This window comes from uncultured Aquimarina sp. (genome assembly GCF_947492405.1).
Taxonomy (GTDB): domain Bacteria; phylum Bacteroidota; class Bacteroidia; order Flavobacteriales; family Flavobacteriaceae; genus Aquimarina.
Genome location: NZ_CANLMP010000002.1, coordinates 624,477 through 650,515, shown reverse-complemented (window position 1 = coordinate 650,515; position 26,039 = coordinate 624,477). Strand labels below are relative to the sequence as shown.

The window sequence follows — 26,039 nt, the reverse complement described above, 5'->3', positions numbered from 1 at the left end:
CATAAGTCCACTAAAAGTATAAGTTGTCCAATTGAGCTTGTCAAAGTTTACATTTTTGAATAATCAAAGTGTATTTGACAAGCTCATATTGACAATAGTGTCATCATTTTTATACTTTGATTGTATCTTAAAACTTAACAGCAATAATTGTAAATAGAAAATCTCTTAATATGAAAATGTACTTTTATTATCTAATGTTTATTATAGATCAAACAATTTAGGTAGCGATAAACTTAGTTCTGGGATATACGTAATTAAAACCAGCACCAGAATCATAATTAAAAATAATGGCATTAAGGGTCTGATTACTTTTTGAATACTTAATTCTGCAACACTACATCCTACAAAAAGCACAGAACCTACGGGAGGCGTACACAATCCTATACAAAGATTCAGGATCATTACAATACCAAAATGAATAGGGTTCATTCCTAAATCCGTAACTATAGGTAAAAATATGGGTGTAAAGATCAATATCGCAGGAGTCATATCCATAAAGACGCCAACAAATAATAAAATCAGATTGATAAGAATCAGGATTACTATTGGATTTTCGCTTACAGAAAGTAGAGCATTGCTAATTTCTTGAGGAATGTTTTCATAAGACATCACCCAAGACATAGCAATAGAGGTAGCAATTAATAGTAGTACAATTGATGATGTTTTTACCGTTTCCAAAAGTATGGATGCAATATTTTTAAAAGAAATTTCTTTATACACCATTGCTAATACAAAAGTGTAGATTACGGCAATAGCAGAAGCTTCGGTGGCTGTGAAAATTCCCGCTACGATTCCTCCAATAACTACAACTAATAATAATAAGCTAGGTAATGCGTCTAAAAACCTTTTAAAAAACTCCTTAAAGCTCACAAGTTTTTCTGTAGAATACTTTTTTATTATTGAATAAACACCCGCAACCAGCATTAAAGCAAGTCCAATAAGTAATCCAGGGATATATCCTGCTACAAATAGAGCTGCAATAGAAACCCCACCACTTGCTAGAGAATATATAATCAAGACATTGCTCGGAGGAATTAATAATCCAGTTGTAGAGCTGGTAATATTCACGGCAGCACTAAAAGATTTGTCGTATCCTTCTTTTTCCATCATTGGATTCATAAACCCTCCAATTGCTGAGGCTGCAGCAACTGCAGAACCGGATATCGCACCAAAAAGCATGCAAGCAAATATGTTTACAAAAGCTAAACCACCAGGAAGAGGTCCTACGATAGCTTTTGCAAAATTTATGAGTCGTACAGCAATCCCTCCTTTATTCATAATCTGACCGGCCAGAATAAAAAAGGGAATAGCAGAAAGTGTAAAACTATCTAAAGATGTTGCCATACGCTGTGCCAATGTCGTTACTGAAGGCATAAATGGCATAGCTACCATGAGTGTAAACAATCCGGAAAGTCCAATAGCGTAAGCAACAGGAACACGTATGGAAAGTAATACCAAAAAACTAAGGGTCAGGATTAAAACTTCAGTATAATTCATAAAACATATTTTAAAATCTTTTTTTTCGAATTAGAATTTCGATGGAGTAGTAACAAACCAATAGCCCACTGATAGGTATTACCAAATAAATAAATCCTAAAGGAATCTCTAGTGTTGCCGATTTTTGTTGAAATACAAACGTAAGCCAACAAAGTCTCGTACCACCAATTACCATTACTAAAAAACCGAAAATCAATACAGCCCCGTGAACAATTCCATCATATAGTTGTTGCTTTTTTGCTACAATATGACTTGGAATTAAATCTATTGCGAGATGTAAGTGTTTTCCAGTTGCATATGCTGCTCCCAGAAGACCTAACCATATTAGAGAAAAGCTAGAAACTTCATCTGTAATTGTGCTTGGAGATTTTAATAAAAATCTCGAAAACACTTGCCATATGACACTAAACAACATTATAGAAAATATCAGAATCAGCACTTTTTCTAAAAATGTATCAATTATTTTTCTCATTGATTCGTGTTTTTGATATTCTTAATCAGTGATAGCATTTCTGGTTGATCTCGGAACATCGTTTTAATGCTTTCCGTTTGTTTTTCAAACAAAACTTTATCAGGTGTTATAATTTCAACTCCTGATGCAGTTATAGCATCCAAAGATTCTTTTTCAGAATCAGCCCATAATCTGCGTTGCTCGATAGTAGATTCTTTAGCAGCTTCTTTTAACCAAATCTGCTCTTGTTTAGATAACCGTTCCCAAGTGTCTAAACCAATTAATAGAACATCTGGCACAGAAGTGTGTTGATCCAAACTAAAATATTTACATATTTCATAATGTTTGGAAGTATAAAAGCTGGGAAGATTGTTTTCTGCCCCATCTACAACACCTTGTTGCAGCGCGGTATACAATTCACCCCATGAAATTGGAGTAGGGGAACCTCCTAAAGAATTGACCATAGCTACCGCCATATTACTCTTTTGGACTCTAATTTTAAGGCCCTTCAGATCTTCAGGAGTATTTATTGATTTTTCTTTAGTATAAAAACTACGGCTTCCCGCGTCATAAAAAGTAAGCCCTCTTAATCGATACTTGTCCCCCTTGGTAAGCATATCATCTCCGATAGTACCATCAAATACTTGAAATGCATGTTGTCTGTCTCTAAATAAATATGGGATACTGAAAACTTTGTATTCAGTAATAAAATTTTCTAATACGGCAGCAGAAACTTTGGTGATGTCAAGACTTCCTATTTGCAGTAATTCCAGACATTCGCGCTCTGCGCCTAATTGACCACTTGGATACAATTTCACTTTTAGGGTACCATTAGATTTTTTTTCAAGTTTTTCTCCTAAAATGATCATCGCCTTATGCACTGGATGTTTAGTGTCCAAGGTATGTGCAAGTCTGAGTATTTTAGTTTCCTTTTCTGTAGAACAAGATCCTAATACAAGTAATCCTATAAAAAGTAATAATAGTATCCTGATCCTCATAGTTTTATGTGTTTTTCACTTTTTGAATATGTTGTAGGGACTCTTTGATATCTTCTGTTAGTTTTAAAAAGTTTTTATTTTTAATGTCATTTTTATTAAAAAGCTGTGATCCCATTCCAACACAACTAACACCCGAATTAAACCAAAGTTTAAGATTTTCTAAAGTTGGTTCTACACCTCCTGTAGGCATTATTTTTATCTGTGGCAACACGGTTTTGACAGCTTTTATAAAATTGGGTCCAAGAACATTACCAGGAAAAGCTTTAATAAGTTGTGCTCCTAGTTGATGAGCGGTATATACTTCAGTGATAGTAGCACAGCCAGGAATCCATAGTATTTCTTTTTTGTTACAATAATCAGCAACTTCAGGAATCAAGGCGGGAGAAACTATAAAACCTGCTCCAGCATCAAGAAATTGTTGGACCTGAGTTTCAGTAAAAATAGTTCCGATACCCAGAATCAAATCATCATATGTAGAAGCATATTTATATAATTCGGTAAATACGTCCAATGCTTTTTCACCTCTATTGGTAAATTCAAATACTCGAATACCTGCTTGATAGGAAGCATCTAATACTTCTTTTGCTATGCTAATATCTGAATGGTTAAAAACAGGAATCAGCCCTGTATTTTCCATCACTCCAATTATATGTTCTTTTGAGTATTTCATTTATCGCAATAATCTTCCTATGTTATCACCTTGTAACAACTGCGCTACTTCTTCTAAAGAAACCAAATTTGCATCACCAAGAATGCTATGTTTCAGGACGGATGAAGCGACAGCAAACTCTATTACATCTTGATCATTTTTATGCAGTAGTCCATAAATTAACCCTGCCATAAAAGCATCGCCACCACCGATTCGATCCACTATATTTTCCATATCATAGACTTTCGACACTTTGAGTTCTTCATTAGTCCATAATACTCCGGACAGTTTATTATAAGTGGCAGATATAATTTCTCTATGCGTATTGGATATAGTATGTACCGTAGGATATCTTTGTTGTACTTTTTTACATCCTTCTTCAAAATTATTAGCTGAAATACCTAAACAATTTTCGAAATCCGTTAATCCACCTACAATAACATTACTTTTATTTATAAGATTGGGCATTATTTCTAAAGGTGATTTCCCATACTGCCAGAGGTTTCTTCGGTAGTTAATATCACCGCTTACGGTAATTCCCAGCTTTTGAGCTACGGTTAGAGCTTCCAAACATATTTGAGCAGCAGATTCTGAAATTGCAGGAGTAATGCCAGTCCAATGAAACCAATCTGCATTTTTTAGAATGTTGTCCCAGTTAAAAAGAGTAGGATCTAATTTAGAAAAAGAAGAATCATAACGATCATAAATTATTTTTGAAGATCGTTGCATCACTCCATTTTCTAGAAAATAAAGTCCCATTCTTCCATCATCAAACTTGGTATACTTAGTGTCTACGCCATTTTTTTTTAAATAATTAAATGCTGCTTTTCCGATAGGATTGTAAGGAAATGAAGTGATATGAGCAGCAGAAATGTTCCACTGTGCTAAAGAGATGGCAACATTGGCTTCTGCTCCACCAAAATGCACAGCATACGAATCCGATTGCTCGAAACGCTCATTAGATGCAGTAGTGAGACGCATTAGTACTTCGCCTAAAGTGACAACTCTTTTCTTCATGTTATTGAATCAGTATTGGATTTGATAGTCTTTCGGTCATATTGTTAATCATTTTTTCAAACCCGGTATACGTTTTAAACTGCTCATCAGATTGTTCCCATCCCGAAAGAAAATAAAAGGTGGTAGGTTTTTTATTTGAAGCATTCATAACCGTGTAATACGTTTGTATGATATCTTCTTTTTCCTGTGGAGCTTCGCCTTTATTTATAAAATTTTCTTTTGAGACAATGATTGCCATTCCTAGCGCATCATTATTCTCTGATTGAGGACCAAAGGTTTCTAAGGTGTAATAGTTTTTTAAAGTTTTTGAATACGGTTTGTTAGGTTTGAGATTGACAATACCACTTACTAATTTCATGTCATCCGTAACACCGCTAAAAAAAACGTCACTTTGATATCCCCATTGCCCTTTGCAGATTGTAATTCTATGAACAATATCTATTGTTTGATCTCCAATTTTCGAATTCTTATACATTATTTCAAAAACGGATCGTATTGGTCCTTCAGTAATGACTTTGAATTCAGCTTGATCTTTTCCTGTGATTCTTATAAGCGAATCTTTATATTTTATAGCTAATGCTCCTGCACCTAATGAATTTCCTACTTTTAGAATATCCATCCCCCAATCATCTAATTCATGATAATTTGCTTCTCCCAGACCAACTCTGTCAAGGATTAGTTCTGAAGTAGTTTTACCAAAAATATCTATACCATTACGTGGATCAAAATAAAATCTAAAACCTACTTTATCATTCTCCCATGCAGGTCCTTCCATTTGGTAGAAAATACTGTCATTAGCTCTGGGATCTCCTATACGCTTTTGTTCTAATACTTCTTTTACATTTGATTTATTTGTTCCAATTCCGAATCTAATATTTGTTCTTGGTGTAAAAGAGGGAATGCTTTCTGTAGGAATAGTGGTTAATTCTAACTTGAGTGTTTGATTTGGTGTAAAGTCAAGAACCAGGCTAAACTCATCCCAACTACCATTTTTTTCTAGATCATCAAGTTGAAAAGGAATTATTTTTCCTGATGAATCCTTTAGTATAGGAACTCTATTATTAGGAATGCTATCAAGTATAGATATTATTTTATCTCTGGTTAGTATAATGCTTTCATCTACCCGGTTAATATCTAAAGTGTTTTTAAAGCTGATGTATTTTGTTTCTACGGTATGTTTTTCAGTTTTTTTACAACTTGAAGCAATCAAGATAAATGCGGAGATAAGAATAAATAAATGTTTCATTACGTTTCATTTGCGGGTTTACCGATAGTAGCTAGAATACCTCCATCCACATAGAGAATATGACCATTTACAAAGTCACTGGCTTTGGATGCTAAAAATATAGCTGCACCGGCCAGGTCATTGGGATCTCCCCACTTTGCGGCAGGTGTGCGATTAATGATAAAATCATTAAAAGGATGTCCATCCACACGGATGGGAGCAGTTTGTTCTGTTGCAAAATATCCAGGACCAATACCATTGACTTGTATATGATGCTTTGCCCACTCGGTTGCCATATTCTGAGTAAGCATTTTTAGTCCTCCTTTGGCAGCAGCATAGGCACCGACTGTATTTCGACCCAGTTCACTCATCATAGAACAGATGTTTATAATCTTTCCTGATTTTCGTTTGATCATTCCTTTTACCACATGTTTGGAAACTATAAAAGGGCTTACCAGATCTACATCAATCACTTTTTTGAAGTCAGTGACTTCCATTTCTTCTAGCGGAACACGTTTGATAATTCCAGCATTATTAATTAAGATGTCGATGGCTCCAAGTTCCTCCTCAATTTGCTTTACAGCTTGTATTACTTCTGTTTCATTGGTTACGTCGAATTTATAGCCTTTGGCTTGTATTCCAAGATTTTTATAAGTCTCAACCGCACTGTCGATTTTTTCTTGAGAAGAATTACCATTTACAATGATAGTAGCCCCAGCAAGTCCTAATCCTTTCGCCATGGCCATTCCTAAACCGTGAGTTGCACCCGTTATTAGTGCGTTTTTACCTTTTAAATCAAATAAAGATAATGATGACATAGGTGTATTTATTTAAGAGCCGTTATTTCACATGTATCCATATCTCCATAATCCAGATTTTCTCCTGCCATTCCCCAGATAAAGGTATAATTAGAAGTTCCTGAGCCTGAATGAATAGACCATGGTGGAGAAATTACTGCTTGTTCATTTTGCATCCAGATATGTCTGGTTTCGTGAGTTTGTCCCATAAAATGGCAAACAGATTGCTCGTTAGGAACTTCAAAATAGAAATACACCTCCATCCTTCTATCGTGAGAATGCGCAGGCATTGTGTTCCAAACGCTGCCTTTTTTTAATTCAGTCATCCCCATTTGTAATTGACAGGTTTCTACAATGCCACCAACAATCAATTGTAATACGGTTCTATGATTGGACGTTTCTAAGGATCCTAACTCTATTTTATTAGCTTTTTCTTTTGTTACTTTTACTGTTGGATAGCTATGGTGCGCTGGTGCGGAGTTGATATAAAATTTAGCAGGGTTGGATTCGCTCTGACTTTTAAACAATACATCTTTATTTCCTTTTCCTACGTATAAGGCTTCTTTATATTCCAGGTCATAAGAAGTTCCGTCCACGACAACTTCTCCTTTCCCACCAACATTAATGATTCCAAGCTCTCTTCGTTCCAAAAAATATTCTGCTTTTAAAGGGTCAATCGGTTCTAGTTTTAAGGTGTCTTTCGGTACTGCAGACCCCGCAATATATCTGTCATAATGAGAATATGTTAGATTGATTTGCCCCAATTGCATGATGTTTTCAATTAAAAATTCATCTCTTAATTCTGTCGTATCCATAGCTTTAACAGCTTTAGGATGGGATGCATATCTGGATTCGTAAGCAGTAGCCATAATTTTATATTTTAATTTCTTTATCTTATTGATTTTCTAATTCCTAATTCTAAACCTCTAAGTTCAGCTAAACCTCGAAGCCTTCCGATAGCTGAATATCCTGGATTTGTTTTTTTAAGTTGATCGTCTAACATTTTGTGACCATGATCTGGTCGCATTGGGATATTTAAGTCAGATCTATCCGCTTTATGTCTTTTGTTTTGTTCATTGATTAAAGCTTTCATCACTTCATACATATCAACATCTCCTTCCAAATGATTAGCTTCATAAAAATTACCTTTGTCATCTCTCTTCGTACTTCTTAGATGTATGAAATGTATTCGACTTCCCAGGCGTTCGATCATTGCAGGTAAATTATTGTCCTTACGTAATCCAAAAGATCCTGTACAAAACGTAAGTCCATTATTAGGAGAGTCCACTGCGTTATATAAATCCATAATATCTTGTTCGGTACTTACTACTCTTGGTAAACCTAGAATTGGATATGGTGGATCATCAGGATGGATACACATGAGTACTCCTGATTCTTCGGCAATTGGAATGATTTCTTTTAAAAATGAATATAAATTCTCCTTTAGTTCTTTAGCTCCAATATTTTTATATGTATCCAAAATAGCATTAAAGTCTTCTAAAGAATAACCTTCTTCTGCGCCAGGTAAGCCTGCGATGATATTGTTAACCAGTAGCTTCTTTTGAGCGTCAGACATTTGTTTTTCTAAAGTCTTTGCTGCCTTTATTTGTGTATCTGTATATTCTTTTTCTGCTCCTGGTCTTTTAAGTAGTAATAAATCAAAAACGGCAAATTCTGTAGCATCAAATCGTAATGCGGTTGATCCGTCAGATACTTCGTATTCCAAATTGGTTCTGGTCCAATCTAAAACGGGCATGAAATTATAGCAGATGATATGGATTTTACAAGCGCTTAAGTTTTTGATAGTAGTTTTATAGTTTTCTATGTACTCTTGATATTTTCCAGACTTGGTTTTGATATTCTCGTGTATGGGTACACTTTCTACAACCGACCAATTGAGTCCAGATGCTTCTATGAGGTTCTTTCTTTTTAATATTTCTTCAATAGTCCAGATTTCTCCATTAGGAATATGATGTAATGCGGATACAATACCAGTCGCTCCGGCTTGTTTTATATCTGATAATGAAACCGGATCATTGGGTCCATACCATCGCCATGTTTGTTCTAAATTCATATTTATGTATTTTAAACACCACTAAATGCGCTAAAACCTCCATCAATTGGCACCACAATGCCTGTTACAAATTTGGAACCTTCTCCGCACAGCCACTCTGTTGTTCCAATAAGATCTTCGGGTTCTCCATATCTACCCATTGGTGTTTGCTCTATAATTGTTTTTCCTCTCTGTGTTGGATTTCCTTCGGAGTCTGTTAGTAGCGATCTGTTTTGGTCTGTTAGAAAAAAACCGGGTGCTAATGCGTTTACTCTAATACCTACTTTTGCAAAATGTACGGCAAGCCATTGCGTAAAGTTTGATATAGCCGCTTTTGCGCCACTATAAGCTGGTATTTTGGTCAAAGGTGTAAAAGCATTCATCGAAGAAATATTAAGAATGCAACAACCGTTTTTACCGACCATGTCTTTAGCAAATACCTGGGTAGGTAATAATGTTCCAATAAAATTAAGGTTGAAAACAAATTGAATTCCTTCTGAATCTAAATCAAAGAATGTTTTAAAGTCATTTTGTTTATTTTCAAGATCTTCTAAAACTAAGTGAGTATTGGATGTAGTTCCTTTAGGATGATTACCTCCGGCGCCATTAATTAAAATATCACAACTACCTAGTTTGGCGTTGATTTCAGTTCGCGCTTTTAATAAGGATGTCTTACTAAGTACATCTGCAGCAACACCAATTGCAACTCCTCCTTGTACTTTAATTTCTTTTACCACTTCTTCAGCAGCATCTTTTCTCAAGTCTAGAATCGCTAGTTTAGCGCCTTTTTTAGCTAAGGCCAATGCCATCGTTTTACCTAAAACACCACCGCCACCTGTAAGTACTATTACTTTATTATTCATATAGAAAAGAGAAAAATATTCAACTATCTCAAATTTGAAGCTTTTATGACAATTACAAATCAATTTTTGTAAAAGGATCATACAGAAAATAGGATAAAAAAGTACAAGAATCTGATTATTAGTTTTTTATGGTTTTTGTTAGCGAAAAACGATTTTTATTAAAAGTTTGATTATATGATTAGTATTAGGAAAGAATAATAAGATAAAGATGAAATTTTAAGAGTTTTTTTAATTATTTGAACAATTGACACCCTTAAACTGAACTACTGATAGTAGAAGTTTTAATAGTTTTGAAGTAGTCTATTTCAAAATTTATTGTAATGATTGGTAATATACCCCTAAGAATATTTTTACCTAATATACTATTACCATTTAGCATTAGCACACAAGATGTGGTTACATTGTTTACGGCTGATCGAACGGATAATACATATCAACTTATTGAAGAATCTTACGGCGCTACACCGTGTGATCTTCAGGATGAATTATTAATATCTAATAATGATAAAGAAATTGACATTAGCTATCTCGATAGAACCTTATATATTCTGACAACTTCTGGTTCATATAACTCATCTGTTTATCAGATTATCAAACAATAATTTATAATGCAGGAAAGTAATACGAATAATCTGAATTTGGTTTTTTGGTTACTATCCCTATTATTATTTGCTAAAATTTCTGCTCAGGATGAACAGGAACTACTGGACTTAGTAAATAATAAAGATGTTTTTATTCCGGATTATAGTTATGCAGGTTATCAATTTGGAGAAAAAGAGATCAAAGTGCCTAAAAATATAACGACACTATACGCTACGGATTTTGGAGTAGAAGCAAATGATGGAAAAGACGACTCTAAAGCATTATTGAAAATCTTTAAAAAAGCACACGAATTAAAGGAAGCAGTATTGATTCAATTGCCACCTGGGAGGATAATTTTAAGCGAAATATTGTATTTCGAACGGAGTAATATCATTCTTAATGGTTGTGGAGTAGGAAAGAAAGGGACAGAGATTTTTTGTCCTAGACCTATGATGTACTTAAGAGATCCTGAAGATTTAAAAGAGCTTAGAGAGTATTTGGTAAAACTTGATAAAATTCAAAAAGAGAAAGAAAATAACATTTTTCTTCCTTTTTCTCAGTATTCGTGGTCTGGTGGTATGTTATGGACAAGAACTCCAGGTGCTAGAGTAAAATCTTATCTTAAAAAATATGATGTTTTACCAGAGGTTTTGGCAACTGTTGATACTGCAAATCGTGGAGCGCTTACTTTTGAAATTGATAAAAATGTAGACCTTAAGTCTGGTGATGTTGTAGAAATGCAATGGTTTAATAAAAAAGGAGAAGAGGGAACAATACTTAATGAATTGTACGGAGATACAGATTTAAAAATTGGATCTCATCATTGGAATTATCCTGATCTACCACTAGTTCGACAGCAGATCAAAATTGAAAAAGTTTCTAAAAATTCAGTTACAATTAAATCCCCTCTATTGTTAAATGTCATTCCTGAATATAATGTAAGAATTATAAAATGGGATCATCTGGAAGAAGTCGGGATTCAAAATTTCAAAATAACATTTCCTTTTTCTAATCGGATTGCTCACCATGTAGAACAAGGATATAATGGTATTTACTTGACAAGAATCTTTAACAGTTGGGTTCAAAATATAGTTGTAGAAAATGCTGATAGCGGAATATTAACAGAGGCAATAGCAAACGTTACTATTGAGAATATTGTAACTAAAGGTGATAAAAAAGGACATTATACAGTGCAAGTTGGAGGTGTTCATAATGTTTTAGTAAAAAACTTATCTGTTTATAATGACACCATGCATCCATTAAGTTTTAATACATTTTCTACAAAAAATGTCTATAGCAATTGTGAAGTTTTTAAAAACCCTATTCTTGATCAACATTCTGGAGTTAATCATCAAAATCTGTTTGAAAGAATAACAGTGCATTTGGATCCTCAAAAAAATAAGTCATATCCTCTTTTTGCTGGAGGAGGAGCTGGATATTGGAAACCTTCTCATGGATCATATAGTACTTTTTGGAATATAAAAGTGAATTTTCTAAGCAAGCTTGAGTCAGAAGGACTTATAAAATTAGATGGAATGAATAATGGTCCAAATGCTAGGGTAATTGGAGTTTGGGGTAACAAAAAAATAGAAATTGATTATAACCCTAAGGTCTATACTAGTTTTACTAATGTAGCAATGGAATTTATACCTTCATTGTACAATTATCAACTTTCGAAAAGACTGGATGATTAGAAAAACTAGTTGATTAAAGAATTGAGATAATGTTAAGTTATTAACATTTTTTTAATATTTTGGAGAGCTTAACGTTATTAAGGAAAAATTTTAAGGGAATTGATGAAATATATATACGCGTTACTTTTATTTTTTATTTCTGTCATATCTATCGCTCAAGATAATTTTTACAATAAATTTTTACATCTGTTTACCTCAGATGGATTATCCCAAAGTTCCGTAATTGCTATTCATCAGGATCGATTAGGACGCATGTGGATTGGAACTAGAGATGGATTAAATAAATATGACGGAGATAATTTTACGGTATATAGAACCGTGCTTAATGATTCTACTTCAATCAGTAACAATGATATTTTATCCATACAGGAAGATCAAGAAGGTTTTATTTGGATCGGTACATATAATGGTTTAAACAGGTATGACCCTAAGCTCAATGTGTTTAAATCATATTTTCATTCTAGTAAAAAAGGAAGTATTTCAGATAATACAATCTGGTCAATTAAAATGCTAGATAATGGAGAGCTTTGGTTCGGTTCTTCTAATGGTCTTATGATATATGATAGAGAATCCGATTCGTTTATTACTATTAAAAATGACCCTACTGATGCTTCAAGCCTCTCTAATAACTATATTTTAAGTATATATGAAGACAAGAGAAACGATGTTTGGATAGGAACTGCAAACGGTTTGAATAAGCTAAAAAAAAGGAGTGAAAACAATTTTAGTTTTGCAAGATTTTATAGTGGCCAAAGATCAAATAACTTAAGTGATTCCTATATCCAGGCTATTGTTGAGGATGATGAAAATAGATTATGGATTGGAACTAAATATGGAGGTCTTAATTATTACGATCTAACCTCTGGTTCTTTTAAGAATGTAAAAAGGACTAGTAAAAATCAAACAATCAATAAAGATGTTAGAAGTTTATCAATAGATAATAGGGGAGTGTTATGGATTGCAACCTATGATGGACTTTGTATAAAAAATAATGATGACTCTATTATTTCTATTAAACATCAACAAAATAACTTAAAAAGTCTTAGCCGGAATTCGATCAAAACAATTTTTATTGATAAGAAAGGGTCAACTTGGCTCGGAACCTATTACGGAGGAATCAATATTTGGGATGAATCTAATTCGAACTTTATATCTCTTAGAAAGAATAATAATGAAGATATTGAATATGGAGTAGTTAGTAGTATTTTACAGGATGATTCTGGCAAAATCTATTTTGGTACCGAAGGCAAAGGGATTAGTATATTAGATTTAAAGAAAAACCAATCTGTTGATATTCAAAAAATTGCAGATGATAAACTTCCTAGTCTTAGCATAAAATCATTATTTCTTGATGACCACAAACTTTGGATAGGAACGTATAATGCTGGAGTAGCTTTGTATGATATAAATTCTAAGAAGTTTGTAACTAATTTGTTAAGTAAGGATTTAAGAGTACTTCTTAAAGATATCGGAGTATATACGATTAAAAAATCCGGACATTTTATGTATTTGGGCACTTTTGGGAAAGGCCTTATTCAATATAACCTAATAAATAAGAATTTCAGGTTTATAGATCATAATGATATAAATAAAAAATCACTTTCTAATGATCGAATTAGAGTTTTACTTGTTGATAAAAATTCTAATGTATGGATTGGTACTCAAAATGGTCTTAATTATATAGAAAAGGATAAGTTAAATAATGAAGAAATAATTACAGTAAAACGTTTCTTTTTCAATGAAGAACAATTGTCAGGAGATGATATTTTAAGCATATACGAAGACAAAAGAGGAAAGCTCTACGTTGGGACCAAAGCAAATGGGATGTATAAGTTTGATGATAATAAGTTTAATAAATTAGAACTTAATGTAGTAGGTACAAAAATTAGTACAGTTTTTAGTATTGTAGAATATGATGACGATGTTATATGGATAAGTTCGAACAAGGGTATTGTGGCATATAACCCTGATAAAAAAACTTCAATTCTTTATAATCAAACAGATGGACTGATAAGTAATGAATTTAATAATAATTCGTGCTTAAAAGCTAAGAATGGAGATCTCTATTTTGGTGGTCCATCTGGTGTCTCTTTTTTGAATCCTAATCAGATAAAAAAGAACACTTTTGTACCACCGGTAGTTTTAACAGATTTTAATGTTCAGGGAAAGAAAATTGATACATATGGAAATGAGAAAGTATTAAAAAAGAGCATTTCATATACTAATAAATTAACCTTGTTGCATGATCAGGCTTCTTTTGGGATTAGTTTTGCTATGCCTAATTTTATAAACCCATCAAACAATCAATATGCATATCGATTAGTTGGGTTAGATGATCAATGGCAGTATACAAAAAATACAGAAGTCAATTATGCCATACAAAAACCAGGGAATTATACTTTTGAAGTAAAAGGAGCAAATAACGATAATATTTGGAATGATGAACCAACACAACTAAAAATATCATTGAAGCCAGCTCCTTGGAAAAGTCCAATAGCCTTTGCTGGATACGTGTTAATCATAGTTTTAGCATTGTTTGGATTAAACCAAATTAATAAAGCAAAAACGAAACTGAAGCATGAATTAGATTTAGAGCATCTGGAAAATATTAGGAAAGAAGAAATGAATCGTTCTAAGTTAGAATTTTTTACTAATATTTCCCACGAGTTTAGAACACCACTCGCTTTAATCATAGCACCTTTACAACAACTGATAGAAAATTATCAGGGAAGTAATAAGATGTATAAGCGTTTACTTGTTATAGAACGTAATGCCGATCAATTACTGAAATTGATTAATCAATTGCTGGATTTTAGAAAGTTTGAAAATAAGCATTCCAAGCTGGAAGTTGCAGAAGGTAATTTGGTTAAATATTTAAAGGAAATTTATCTGTCCTTTAACGAATTTGCCAAAGCAGGATCTTACACCTATACATTCGAAGCTTCTTCGGAAATTATTGAAGTATATTTTGACAGATATAAATTAGAAAGAGTATTCTACAACCTAATTTCTAATGCATTTAAATATACTTCGGAAGGAGGGGAAATTAATATTAGAATTTTTCAGAAAGGAAAAGATGCAATAGTAGAAATACAGGATAATGGAAAAGGTATTGATAAAGAGTTTGTAGATAAAGTGTTTGATCGTTTTTATGAAGTAGCTGGAGATAAAGACTATCAAAAACAGTTTAATCAAGCAAGTGGTATTGGTTTATCTATAGCAAAGAAGGCTGTTGATCTGCATAAAGGTGTTATTGAAGTTGTCGATACTAATATAGATAAAGGAACAATTTTTAGAGTAAAATTGAAAACAGGAAAGGAACATCTTAATGAGTCCGATATCATAAAGGATTTTAAAATAAGTGATGATATCAGTCAGTATAAAAACCAAATTTCTGCAGTTAGAAAAAGTAAAAATCTAGATGTAGAAATGGTTGACAAGGAGGATCAGAAACCATTAATTCTAATCGCTGAGGATAATGATGAGTTAAGGAACTTTATTAGTGACATGCTTAAGGATTATTATCAGGTTATTAAAGCAGAGAACGGACAGGTTGCTTTCAAAAAGGCATTGCAGAAGATACCGGATCTAATTATAAGCGATGTGATTATGCCAAAAATGGAAGGTACCGAACTATGCGCTAAAATTAAGAATGATATAAGGACAAGTCATATTCCTTTTATTTTGTTGACTTCTAGAACTTCATTAATATATAAGTTTGATGGTTTGGAGTCAGGAGCAGATGCCTATATTAATAAACCATTTAATGTAAAAGAATTTTTATTGACCATAAAAAACTTACTTTCTTCAATACAAAAACAAAAGGAAAAGTTCTCATCTAATGACTTTAAATCATCAGATATAACAGTAACTTCTGTTGACGAAGAGTTATTAAAAAAAGCAGTAAAAATTGTAGAAGATAATATCAGTAACACGTCTTTTGATATTCCATACTTCAGCTCGGAACTAGGAGTAAGTAGAACTATGTTGTTTTCTAAGATTAAAGGATGGACAAATTTAACACCTAATGAATTTATCCACTCTATAAGAATGAAAAGAGCATCTCAATTATTAGAATTAGGTCAGATAAATATTTCGGAAGTTTGTTACAAAGTTGGCTTTCGAAACCCAAAATATTTCACAAAATGCTTCAAAAAACATTTTGATCAAACACCTTCAGAATACGCATCAAAATTCTTTTCTTAAAAACAAGATGGTTTTAATAGGAATATCTCTTTTTATCTGTTAATAATCAGCGTTTAGTACATAAGTATACCCTTTTTTGAACTTTTAGATATAGTGTTTTGACTAGGTTTGAGTATGAATTGGAAACAAAATAGATATATTTTTTTACAGCTGCTTTTCTCGCTGTGCATCGTATTTTTTTGTCTTCTGATTATATACCTCTATTAGAAATACTTACTAACATAAATCAATACTCATGAATGAAAAGTATACATACTTAAAATTACTAAGAAAGTGTATTCCAATTCTATTAATAATGATGGGGTCAGGTTTATCTGCTCAAATTGATATTAACGGAACCGTTACCTCAGAGAATGGAGTTCCTATTCCTGGAGCCAATGTTACAGTACAAAATACAACTAATGGAACCACAACCGATTTTGATGGTTTATACACGATAAGTGTGCCCAATGAAAATTCAGTTTTAGTATTCTCTTATGTAGGGTTTGCAGATCAAGAAATAAAGGTAGGAAATAACAAAAATATTAATGTTACTTTAACTGCTTCTGTAGAGTCTTTAGAGCAAATTGTAGTAGTAGGATATGGATCTCGAAGGAAAAGTGATGTAACAGGTTCGGTATCTTCGGTAAAATCAGAAGAGTTGAATGCTTTCCCAGTGTTAGACGCAGCACAGGCGCTTCAGGGTCGTGCAGCTGGTGTTGTAGTTCAATCTAATAATGGAGGAGAACCTGGTGCTCCTATAAATGTAAGGATTAGAGGAAATACTTCTATTAATGCAAGTAGTGCTCCTCTTATAGTTGTAGATGGATTTGTAGGAGGTGTTTTTCCACAAGCAAATGATATTGAATCCATAGAGATTTTAAAAGATGCATCTGCAACAGCTATTTATGGTTCTAGAGGTTCTAATGGTGTCGTTTTAGTTACTACAAAAAAAGGAAGAAAAGGCAAATTATCTGTTGAGGTAAATACTACCTATTCTATTCAAAATACTGCCAATCGATTAGATTTATTAAATGCCGATCAATTTGCGGTATATCAACAAGCTATTAATCCAGGGTATGTTCAAGGACCTGCTAATACTGATTGGCAAGATTTGTTATATAGAAGTGGTAGTACTGCGAATCATCAGTTTTCTTTTTCTGGAGGAAGTGATAAAATAAACTTTTATGCATCTGCAACCTATTTCAAACAAGAAGGTGTTATTATAAACTCTGAATTCGAAAGGGTTTCTTTTTTATCAAATATTGATGCGCAGGTAACTAACAAGTTAAAATTAGGATCTAATATATTTGGTAGTAGAGGAAACAAAGATGGAGTTCCTACACAATCAACCGGTACAACGGTAAATGGTGGTGGAGATGATGTAGTTTCATTACTATTTCGATTTACCCCAGATCTGGGAGTACAGGATGCCAACGGTCTTAATACGATTAATTCTGTCGGTGATAATGTAGATAATCCATTCGCAATTGCTACTGAAAGTATAGATGAAACGAAAACAGATAATTATAGAGCAAATTTATATGCCAATTATGATATATTTGAAAACCTTACCTTCAAGACTACTTTTGGTTTTAGTACGATCAATGGCACTCAGGGGACTTTCAGTCCTTCTACATTAATCACTACTGCTGGAGGAGGTACTGGAGGAAGAGCAACCATAACAAACTCTAGGAGTACAAGCATACTAAGTGAGAATTATTTGACCTATAAGACAGAGATAGGAAAAGGAAACCTAACTTTATTAGCGGGATACTCATATCAAAAAAATTCTACAGATAGATTTTCTGCGGGAGCAGAAGGGTTTACTTCGGATTCTTTTTCCTACCACGCTTTACAAACGGGGTCTACCCAATTAATCCCTACCTCTTCATTTTCAGAAATCGAAATTCAATCTCAATTTGGGAGGTTGAATTTTGATTATGATGATAAATATTTATTAACCGCAACTGTAAGAAGAGATGGTTCTTCGAATTTTTCTGAAAATGAGAAATATGCAATTTTCCCTTCAGGTGCCATTGGTTGGAAAATATCAAATGAAAACTTCCTAAAAGATAGTCAAACTGTTTCTAATCTAAAATTAAGAGCAAGTTATGGTGTAACCGGTAATCAAGCAATTGTAGCTTATGGATCACTAGCCAGTTTTGCTTCCGTCTTTACGCCTATTAATGGACAGACTGTCATTAATGTGACGCCAAATCAAGTGGCAAATCCAGATCTAAAATGGGAATCTTCTTATCAAACTAATATCGGTTTGGATCTAGGACTGTTTTCTAATAGAATTTCTCTTTCATTAGATTATTATAACATCGATACCAAAGACCTTATCATAGCAGATTCTAGTCAACCAGAATATTTAGGATTTCTAACGGCAGCTAGTTTAAGAAATGTAGGAGAGATCAACAATAAAGGATTTGAGATTACCTTAAACACAAGAAATATTAGCAATGAAAATTTTAGTTGGACTACAGATTTTAATTGGTCTACAAATAAAAATGAGTTTGTTAGTTTGCTAAATGGTGAGGATATATTTCAAGATGCTTCTCCAGGGTATTTTAATATAGATCGCACACATATTTTAAGAGAAGGAGAAGCTGTTGGTGTATTTTGGGGATACGAATATCGAGGTGTTTACCAAGGTGGAGCTTTACCAGAAGGAACCGCTATTTTTGAAGGCGGAGAAGCAGGAGATCAATTATTCACGGATTTAGCGGATGAAGATGGTAATTTAGATGGAGTAATTACTACCGATGATCAACAAATAATAGGAGATCCTAATCCAGATTTTACAATAGGTATCACAAACACCTTTACCTATAAAAACATTGATTTAAGTATCTTTTTTCAAGGTGCCTATGGCGGAGATGTTATGAATCTTACTAATGTGCAGTTATTTAATGGAGACTCTAATGCTACTACAGATGTATTAAATGCCTGGACACCAACAAACACAAATACCGACATACCTTCTGCCAAACTAAGAGGAAAACAAATTTCTTCTCGTTTTGTAGAAGATGGAAGCTATATCAGATTAAAGAATATAGCCTTAGGTTACAATTTACCTTCACAGGTTACTGATAGGTTGCGTATGGATAATATAAGAGTATCTATAAGTGCTCAAAACTTAGTAACATTTACAGATTACTCTGGATTAGATCCTGAAGTGAACTTTTTAGGAAGTGGAGGTTCAGGTAGTCAAAACACATTTAATGGATTTGATTTTGGGAATTATCCAACGGTTAGATCTGTGAATTTTAGTCTTGGTGTAAAATTTTAATCAATAATTTAAAGCATATATTATGAAACAATATAAATATTTATTCTTATTGATAGGATTATCAATAATAGGATGCTCTGACCTAGAAGAAGAGCCAGTAGGGCTGTTAGCTCCTGATGGTTTTTTTAACAATGTAAATGATATACAGACAGCAGCAAATGGTGCTTATGGACATATGACTCATGAAAATTTTTGGGGAAGAAGAATGTCTTTAGCGTTAATGTTACGTGGCGATATGGTTGCTATCGGTGACCCGACAACAGCACCACGAAGAATAGAACATGACGAGTTTAATGTTTCTACCGATAATGCAATGATTGACAGATCTTGGCTTAAAACTTATCAAATGATAGCTGCTGCTAATCAAGCAATTGCTGGTGCAGAAGAAGTAAACGTAGCAGATGAAATAAAAAATCCAGTTACTGCCTTGGCATATTTTGCAAGAGGATTTGCTTATTTTCATTTAGTAAGACAATTTGGAGACATCCCTTATTTAGATGAACCAGTAACTGATCTAGAAGCGGCAAGTTCTATTAGCAAAACTCCCGCTGCAGATGTATACGAAAACATTATCGCAGATTTTGAGTTTGCTAAAACATGGTTGCCAGATAATCAAGCAGCCAGATCGATACCCGCTAAATCCGCAGCGCACTCGTATTTAGCATTAGTATATTTAACTATAGGTGAATACCAGAAAGCTTATGATGAAGCCAAAGGAGTGATTGATAATGAAGGAACTTACAATTTAGGGTTAGAACCAGATTTTCAAGATTTATTTGATTCTAGTAAAATTGATAGCTCTTCGGAACCCATTTTTGTATTAGATTTTATTGGTGCTAGTAATGGAGATGATGGTAGGGATTATCAAGCAGCATTGACAGGTCTTAGAGATGATCAACAATATGGTCTTGGTGGTGGTTGGTCAGTTGGTGTTCCTTCTTTAGAAGTATTTAATACCTGGGATGAAAGAGATTACAGAAAGTTAGTTAGTCTAGATGTTACAGGGGTTTTTAATATAACAGATCCTGTTACTGGTATCCAAACGTTAGAGGAAAGGCCTTTTACTGTTTTTCGAGAAAGTGGTGCCGGTAGAGGTGTGAATCGACCACATATAGCAAAGTATACTCGTGCCATAGGAGCTACTGCAACTGGAAACGGCAGAGGATCAGAAGCTAACTATATGATGATGCGTTATGCAGAGGTATTATTAATAGCTGCAGAAGCATTAAATGAAATAAACCCAGGATCAAATGAAGCCCATGAATATATAAATAGAGTGAGAGCTAGAGCAAGAAGTGGTAACGGTTCTGATTTTCCGGCAGATATCTCTGGATTATCACAAGATGACTTAAGAACGGTTGTTTTAGAAGAACGTAAATGGGAACTTGCATTTGAGTTTAAAAGATGGTATGATATCGTTAGAAGAAGACTCGGTAATGAAGTGTTTAATGCATCAGGTTTAGAAGGAGTAAAAGCAAACTTTGATCCAAATCAAGATTATTTATTACCATTACCTGCGGATGAGTTAGCGAGAAATCCGAACTTATTACCACAAAACCCGGGATATTAATTGATATCTATGCTATGATAAGAGAAAAAAGATTTATAACTCCGGTATTCTTGATCATCATGTTAGTGTTTTTTATAGGATGTAAAGATGTATCATCAGATAATAAAGAAGAATTGATAATACAGCAAGATACCGTTGTCAAATATTCTGATAGGTTTTCTTACCTATTGGAGTATCCATTAGATTCACTAACTTTTCCAAGAAGTGCTGATGAAAATGGAACCATAAAAAAAGTACCATCAAAGGATTGGACAAGTGGTTTTTTTGCAGGGAATTTATGGCTAATATATAAAATAACTGGTGATGCTAGATACAGTAATAGAGCCAAAGAATGGACAGCTTTTATAGAGAAAGAAAAATATAATGATAGAACCCATGATATGGGGTTTAAAGTGTTCTGTAGTTTTGGTAACGGATATAGAATAGCCAATGATCAATCGTACAAGAAAATTATTATACAAAGTGCTCAAACGTTATCTACCAGATATAACGAAACTGTTGGGTCTATACGTTCTTGGGACTTTAATAAAGAAGAATGGCAGTTTCCTGTGATTATTGATAATATGATGAATCTGGAATTACTTTTTGAAGCATCAAATTATTCTGAGGACTCTAAATATTATGAAATAGCAGAACAACACGCCAAAACAACATTGAAAAATCACTTTAGAAACAATAATAGTAGCTATCACGTGGTAGATTATGATACCATAACGGGAGATATAAGATCTAGGGTTACGCATCAAGGATTTAAGAATGAATCTTCATGGGCACGCGGACAAGCCTGGGGACTTTATGGATATACAATGGCATATCGATATACTAAGAATGTTGAATTTTTGGAACAATCTAAAAAAATCGCAGATTTTATCATGAATCATGAAAATCTTCCGGAGGATGCAATACCTTATTGGGATTTTGATGCGCCTAATATTCCTAGTGAACCTAGAGACACTTCTGCAGGAGCAATAATCGCTTCGGGATTGATTGAGTTGTACGAATATACTGATGATAAAAAATATTTAGATTTTTCTGATCGAATTATGAGTAATCTTTCATCGATGAAGTATGTGATACAAAATGAATCAAACATACCGTTCATTCTAAATCATAGTACTGGAAACTGGCCAAAAAATGACGAGATTAATGGGCCAATTAATTATGCGGATTATTATTTTTTAGAAGCAACATTAAGAAGAATTAGTATAAAATAAAGCTGTAGAACCTTATGAATAATACTGTTTTTTCTTCATATAATTTAATTAGGATTGTAGTGTTTGTTTTTCTTTCTGCATACTGTTCAGCACAAGAATACAGATCAAAAGAGAACATTAATAATGATTGGGAGTATCTCGAATTGAATTTAGAAAGCATAGATCAGGTACATAAACAAACCGATTGGGTATCAATTAATTTACCCCATACTTGGAATAATTTTGATACCGTAGATCTTCAACCTGGTTATAGAAGAAGTGCCAGTTGGTATCGAAAATATATCCAAATAGATGTTATAGATAAGGAACTAGTGTATCAATTGTATTTTGAAGGTGCAAACATTACTACTCAGGTGTATGTAAATGGTGAACTTTCTGGAGAACATATTGGAGGTTATATCGGTTTTTCCTTTGATATTTCGGATCAGTTAAAGATTGGAAAAAATGAAATATTGGTTCGTGTAGATAACAGCTATAATCGGGAAATAATACCTTCTCAGAAAAGTGATTTTTTTATTTATGGAGGAATTACCAGGGATGTATGGCTTATTAAAAAGCATACATCTAGTATTGCGAATCTAAAAATTACCACTCCAGATGTTTCTAAAGAAAAAGCATCACTGAAATTAGATTTAGAAATAGAAGGTATAACGGCAAAAGAGAACTATGATTTAGTAGCCAATTTATTTGAACCAAGTGGAAAAAAGATACAAACTGTTTCGAAAAAAGTAGATAACAGCCAATTAACAATAGATTTCAAAAACACAAATAAACCATTACTCTGGGATATTAACGCTCCTAATTTATATAAAATAGAAGTTTTATTATTAAAATCCGGAAAGCAAGTTGATAAGTTAATAGATCGATTTGGTTTTCGTTGGTTCGAATTTAAGAAAAACGGACCATTCTATTTAAATGGTAGGAGGGTACTATTACGGGGAACACATCGTCATGAAGAGCACGCAGGATATGGTGCAGCTATGCCTAATACATTACATCGCAAAGATATTAAGGCTATTAAGGAAATGGGGGCTAACTTTATAAGGTTAGCCCATTATCCGCAAGATCCTGAGGTTTATAAAATGTGTGATGAATTAGGGATTCTGGTATGGGATGAATTGCCATGGTGTAGAGGAGGAATAGGGAATGAAAAATGGAAAACCAATACTAAAAATATGTTATCGGAGATTATTAATCAGAACTATAATCATCCAAGTGTGATTATATGGTCTTTGGGTAATGAAATTTATTGGTTACCGGATTTTAAAGATGGTGATAATGAAGAGAAACTAAATAACTTTTTAATAGAATTAAATACATTGTCACACACCTTGGATCCCACAAGAATGACAGCTATCAGGAAATATTATGCAGGTTCTGATATTGTTGATGTATTCTCCCCCTCAATCTGGTCAGGTTGGTACTCTGGTAGCTATACAACATATGAGAAAGCATTAAAAAAGTATATTAAAGAATATCCTCATTTTCTTCATGCAGAATATGGAGGTTCTAGTCATTATGGTAGACATACTGAAAATCCAATTGATGGTCAAGGAGCTGTGGATTCTGATGGATGGACAGAAGCAATAACACAAACTTCAGTTACTAATATTGCAAAGATTGGTGATTGGAGTGAAAATTATATCGTAGACCTTTTTGACTGGCACCTAAAAATAGCAGAAACTAATGAATCTTTTGTAGGTAACGTGCAATGGGCATTTAAGGATTTCGGAACTCCGTTAAGACCGGAAAATGATATTCCATACATGAATCAAAAAGGGATTATGGATAGGGAAGGAAACCCTAAAGATGCATACTATGTTTTTAAAAGTTATTGGGCAAAAGATCCTTTTGTATATATAGAATCTCATACATGGACAGAAAGACAAGGCCCTAATGATACGCCAAGAACAGTGAGCATTTATAGTAATTGTGATAACGTAGAGCTATATTTTGAAGGTAAGACTTTAGGTAAAAAGAAAAAAGACATAAGTGTATTTCCTGCTTCTGGACTTACCTGGGATGTGCTTTTTAAAGAGGGCGCTAATAAACTAAAAGCGGTTGGTTTTAAAGATGGGAAAAAAGTTACAGACAGTCTTAACATTAATTATAGATATAAAAAGAATGATGTTGCTAATTCGTTAGCACTTTCTTATAAAAAATTAGAAAACGGAAACTATTTGGTCATTGCTACTGCAAGGGATAAAACTGGATTACGATGTTTAGATTATGAAGAAAGAATATATTTTCAATGTTTATCTGGAGGAAAAACAAAAAAAGATTTAGGTACTCCGATGGGCAGTGAATCTATAAAAATGTCTAATGGACAAGCTTCTATTGAAGTTATTCCTGATAAAGGAAGTACTGCTATGGAAATGACGGTGCTAAACCAAAGTTTTAAAGGAACATATTTAACGATACTTAAATAATAATAAGAGTTCACATTTTGTTAGTTTTTGAATTGTTTGTAGGGGAGGTTTTTGTGATACCTTCCCTACTACTTTTAAAAAGGAAAATACTCTTTAGCGTTATTGTAACAGATATCAGAAACAATTTTTCCTAACCACTTTTCATCGTTGGGTAACATTCCATTTTTTACATCTTCTCCAAGTAAATTGCAAAGGATGCGACGAAAATAATCATGTCTTGGAAACGACAAAAAACTTCGTGAGTCAGTAAGCATTCCGACAAAACAACTTAGCATACCAAGGTTAGATAAAGTGTTTACATGTTTTTCCATACCATCTTTTTGATCTAAAAACCACCAAGCAGCGCCATATTGAACTTTTCCTTTAACGCTACCATCATTAAAATTACCAACCATAGAGGCAAAAACTTCATTGTCTGATGGATTTAGATTGTAGATAATGGTTTTAGCTAATTGATCGGTTTCATCCAATGAATTTAAAAAACTACTTAGGTTTTTAGCTTGAGAATAATCACCGATAGAATCAAATCCAGTATCCGGACCAAGTTTCCGTAAAAGCCTTTTGTTGTTATTTCTAATAGCGCCTAAGTGAAATTGTTGTACCCATCCTCTTTTATGGTAACAAGTACTTAGATGAGATAAAACCACGAATTTAAAATAATGAATCTCTACAGTGTCGAGTGATTTTTGAGATGTTATTTTTTTGAAAATTTGATCAATATTATAAGTTCCTGGAGAGAAGTAATATAAATTCTCTAAACCGTGATCAGATAATCTGCATCCAGCAGTATGAAAATAATCAATTCGATTTTCAAGTGCTAACAGAAGATCTTCGAAGTTCTTAATCTGGATGTTGGATTTGTCACCCAATTGATCAAGATATTCTATATAAGACGAAGAGTTTTCTACAGCATATGATTTGTCTGGTCTAAAAGTAGGTAATAGCTTCATTGGTTTTTCTTGAGAAGCGTATGTATTATGAAAATTAAGAGTATCAATTGGATCGTCTGTGGTGCAGACTATATCAACTCTGTTCATTTTTAGTAACCCTTGTGTTGAATGATTAATATCTTGAAGTCGTTCGTTACTTATTTCATAAATTTTTTCGGCTGTATTTGGTGACAATAAATCATTGATCGAAAAGTGTTTTTTAAGTTCCATATGTGACCAATGGAACAATGGATTTCTTATGGTATATGGAACAGTTGCTGACCACTTTATGAATTTTTCTTTGTCAGTGGATTTTCCTGTAATAAAATCCTCAGAAATACCCAATGTTCGCATAGCGCGCCATTTATAATGATCACCTTGCAACCAGGCTTCAGTAATAGTATTAAATTTTCTGTTTTTACAAATATCTTCTGGGGATAAATGATTATGATAATCTATGATAGACAAGTTCTTCGCATAGGTATGATAGAGAATTTTAGAAAATTCATTTTGTAATAAAAAATCATCATGGATAAAAGTGGTTATCGCTTTCATATGATTAGAAGGTATGGTTCATTATATCGCTGC

The 26,039-nt window shown here is 33.3% G+C and carries 18 protein-coding genes; 7 read left to right on the top strand and 11 right to left on the bottom strand.

Annotation, left to right across the window (positions count from 1 at the left end; all coding sequences use genetic code 11):
- Positions 1-201: 201 nt before the first annotated feature.
- The 10 genes from Q0829_RS09130 to Q0829_RS09085 are packed head-to-tail and all read right to left on the bottom strand — an operon-like array spanning position 202 to position 9,550.
- The gene (locus Q0829_RS09130) at positions 202-1,497 is read right to left on the bottom strand and encodes a TRAP transporter large permease (protein ID WP_298541863.1); all 1,296 of its coding nucleotides are present in this window, start codon (positions 1,495-1,497) and stop codon (positions 202-204) included.
- A gap of 10 nt (positions 1,498-1,507) precedes the next feature.
- Entirely contained in the window at positions 1,508-1,969 is a 462-nt protein-coding gene (locus tag Q0829_RS09125; protein WP_298541862.1) for a TRAP transporter small permease, read from the bottom strand.
- Positions 1,966-2,946 (bottom strand): TRAP transporter substrate-binding protein, encoded by a 981-nt coding sequence (locus Q0829_RS09120; protein WP_298541861.1) that lies wholly within the window; start codon positions 2,944-2,946, stop codon positions 1,966-1,968. The genes Q0829_RS09125 and Q0829_RS09120 overlap by 4 nt, the downstream gene beginning before the upstream one ends.
- A 4-nt stretch (positions 2,947-2,950) precedes the next feature.
- Positions 2,951-3,616 carry a bifunctional 4-hydroxy-2-oxoglutarate aldolase/2-dehydro-3-deoxy-phosphogluconate aldolase gene (locus Q0829_RS09115; RefSeq protein ID WP_298541860.1) on the bottom strand — a complete coding sequence of 222 codons (666 nt, stop codon included), beginning with the start codon at positions 3,614-3,616 and terminating at the stop codon, positions 2,951-2,953.
- On the bottom strand, positions 3,617-4,612 hold the full coding sequence (locus Q0829_RS09110) for a sugar kinase (RefSeq protein ID WP_298541859.1): 996 nt from the start codon (positions 4,610-4,612) through the stop codon (positions 3,617-3,619).
- Position 4,613: 1 nt separating this feature from the next.
- Entirely contained in the window at positions 4,614-5,858 is a 1,245-nt protein-coding gene (locus Q0829_RS09105; RefSeq protein WP_298541858.1) for a DUF4861 domain-containing protein, read from the bottom strand.
- Positions 5,858-6,655, bottom strand: coding sequence for a gluconate 5-dehydrogenase (locus Q0829_RS09100; protein ID WP_298541857.1), 798 nt, complete (start codon positions 6,653-6,655; stop codon positions 5,858-5,860). The genes Q0829_RS09105 and Q0829_RS09100 overlap by 1 nt, the downstream gene beginning before the upstream one ends.
- Positions 6,656-6,663: 8 nt before the next feature.
- On the bottom strand, positions 6,664-7,503 hold the full coding sequence (gene kduI / locus Q0829_RS09095) for a 5-dehydro-4-deoxy-D-glucuronate isomerase (RefSeq protein WP_298541856.1): 840 nt from the start codon (positions 7,501-7,503) through the stop codon (positions 6,664-6,666).
- A gap of 20 nt (positions 7,504-7,523) precedes the next feature.
- Complete coding sequence (gene uxuA / locus Q0829_RS09090) at positions 7,524-8,708, bottom strand: mannonate dehydratase (protein ID WP_298541855.1); 1,185 nt, start codon at positions 8,706-8,708, stop codon at positions 7,524-7,526.
- 11 nt (positions 8,709-8,719) lie between these two features.
- Positions 8,720-9,550: an SDR family oxidoreductase gene (locus tag Q0829_RS09085; RefSeq protein ID WP_298541854.1), complete on the bottom strand. Its 831-nt coding sequence runs from the start codon at positions 9,548-9,550 to the stop codon at positions 8,720-8,722.
- A gap of 320 nt (positions 9,551-9,870) precedes the next feature.
- On the opposite strand from Q0829_RS09085, the gene Q0829_RS09080 reads away from it, so the two are divergent.
- From Q0829_RS09080 to Q0829_RS09050, 7 genes are all read left to right on the top strand, one after another.
- On the top strand, positions 9,871-10,152 hold the full coding sequence (locus tag Q0829_RS09080; protein WP_298541853.1) for a hypothetical protein: 282 nt from the start codon (positions 9,871-9,873) through the stop codon (positions 10,150-10,152).
- A gap of 6 nt (positions 10,153-10,158) precedes the next feature.
- Positions 10,159-11,826, top strand: a complete 1,668-nt coding sequence (locus Q0829_RS09075) for a hypothetical protein (protein WP_298541852.1) — start codon at positions 10,159-10,161, stop codon at positions 11,824-11,826.
- Between the two features lie 102 nt (positions 11,827-11,928).
- Positions 11,929-16,032 (top strand): two-component regulator propeller domain-containing protein, encoded by a 4,104-nt coding sequence (locus Q0829_RS09070; protein WP_298541851.1) that lies wholly within the window; start codon positions 11,929-11,931, stop codon positions 16,030-16,032.
- Positions 16,033-16,267: 235 nt separating this feature from the next.
- Positions 16,268-19,309, top strand: coding sequence for a TonB-dependent receptor (locus Q0829_RS09065; RefSeq protein ID WP_298541850.1), 3,042 nt, complete (start codon positions 16,268-16,270; stop codon positions 19,307-19,309).
- A gap of 22 nt (positions 19,310-19,331) precedes the next feature.
- Positions 19,332-20,879 carry a RagB/SusD family nutrient uptake outer membrane protein gene (locus Q0829_RS09060; RefSeq protein WP_298541849.1) on the top strand — a complete coding sequence of 516 codons (1,548 nt, stop codon included), beginning with the start codon at positions 19,332-19,334 and terminating at the stop codon, positions 20,877-20,879.
- A 14-nt stretch (positions 20,880-20,893) separates the two neighbouring features.
- Complete coding sequence (locus Q0829_RS09055; protein WP_298541848.1) at positions 20,894-22,093, top strand: glycoside hydrolase family 88 protein; 1,200 nt, start codon at positions 20,894-20,896, stop codon at positions 22,091-22,093.
- Between the two features lie 14 nt (positions 22,094-22,107).
- Positions 22,108-24,522 carry a glycoside hydrolase family 2 TIM barrel-domain containing protein gene (locus tag Q0829_RS09050; protein ID WP_298541847.1) on the top strand — a complete coding sequence of 805 codons (2,415 nt, stop codon included), beginning with the start codon at positions 22,108-22,110 and terminating at the stop codon, positions 24,520-24,522.
- A 74-nt stretch (positions 24,523-24,596) separates the two neighbouring features.
- Here the strand turns inward: Q0829_RS09050 and uxaC are convergent, their stop codons facing one another.
- The gene (gene uxaC / locus Q0829_RS09045; RefSeq protein ID WP_298541846.1) at positions 24,597-26,006 is read right to left on the bottom strand and encodes a glucuronate isomerase; all 1,410 of its coding nucleotides are present in this window, start codon (positions 26,004-26,006) and stop codon (positions 24,597-24,599) included.
- Between the last annotated feature and the right edge of the window lie 33 nt (positions 26,007-26,039).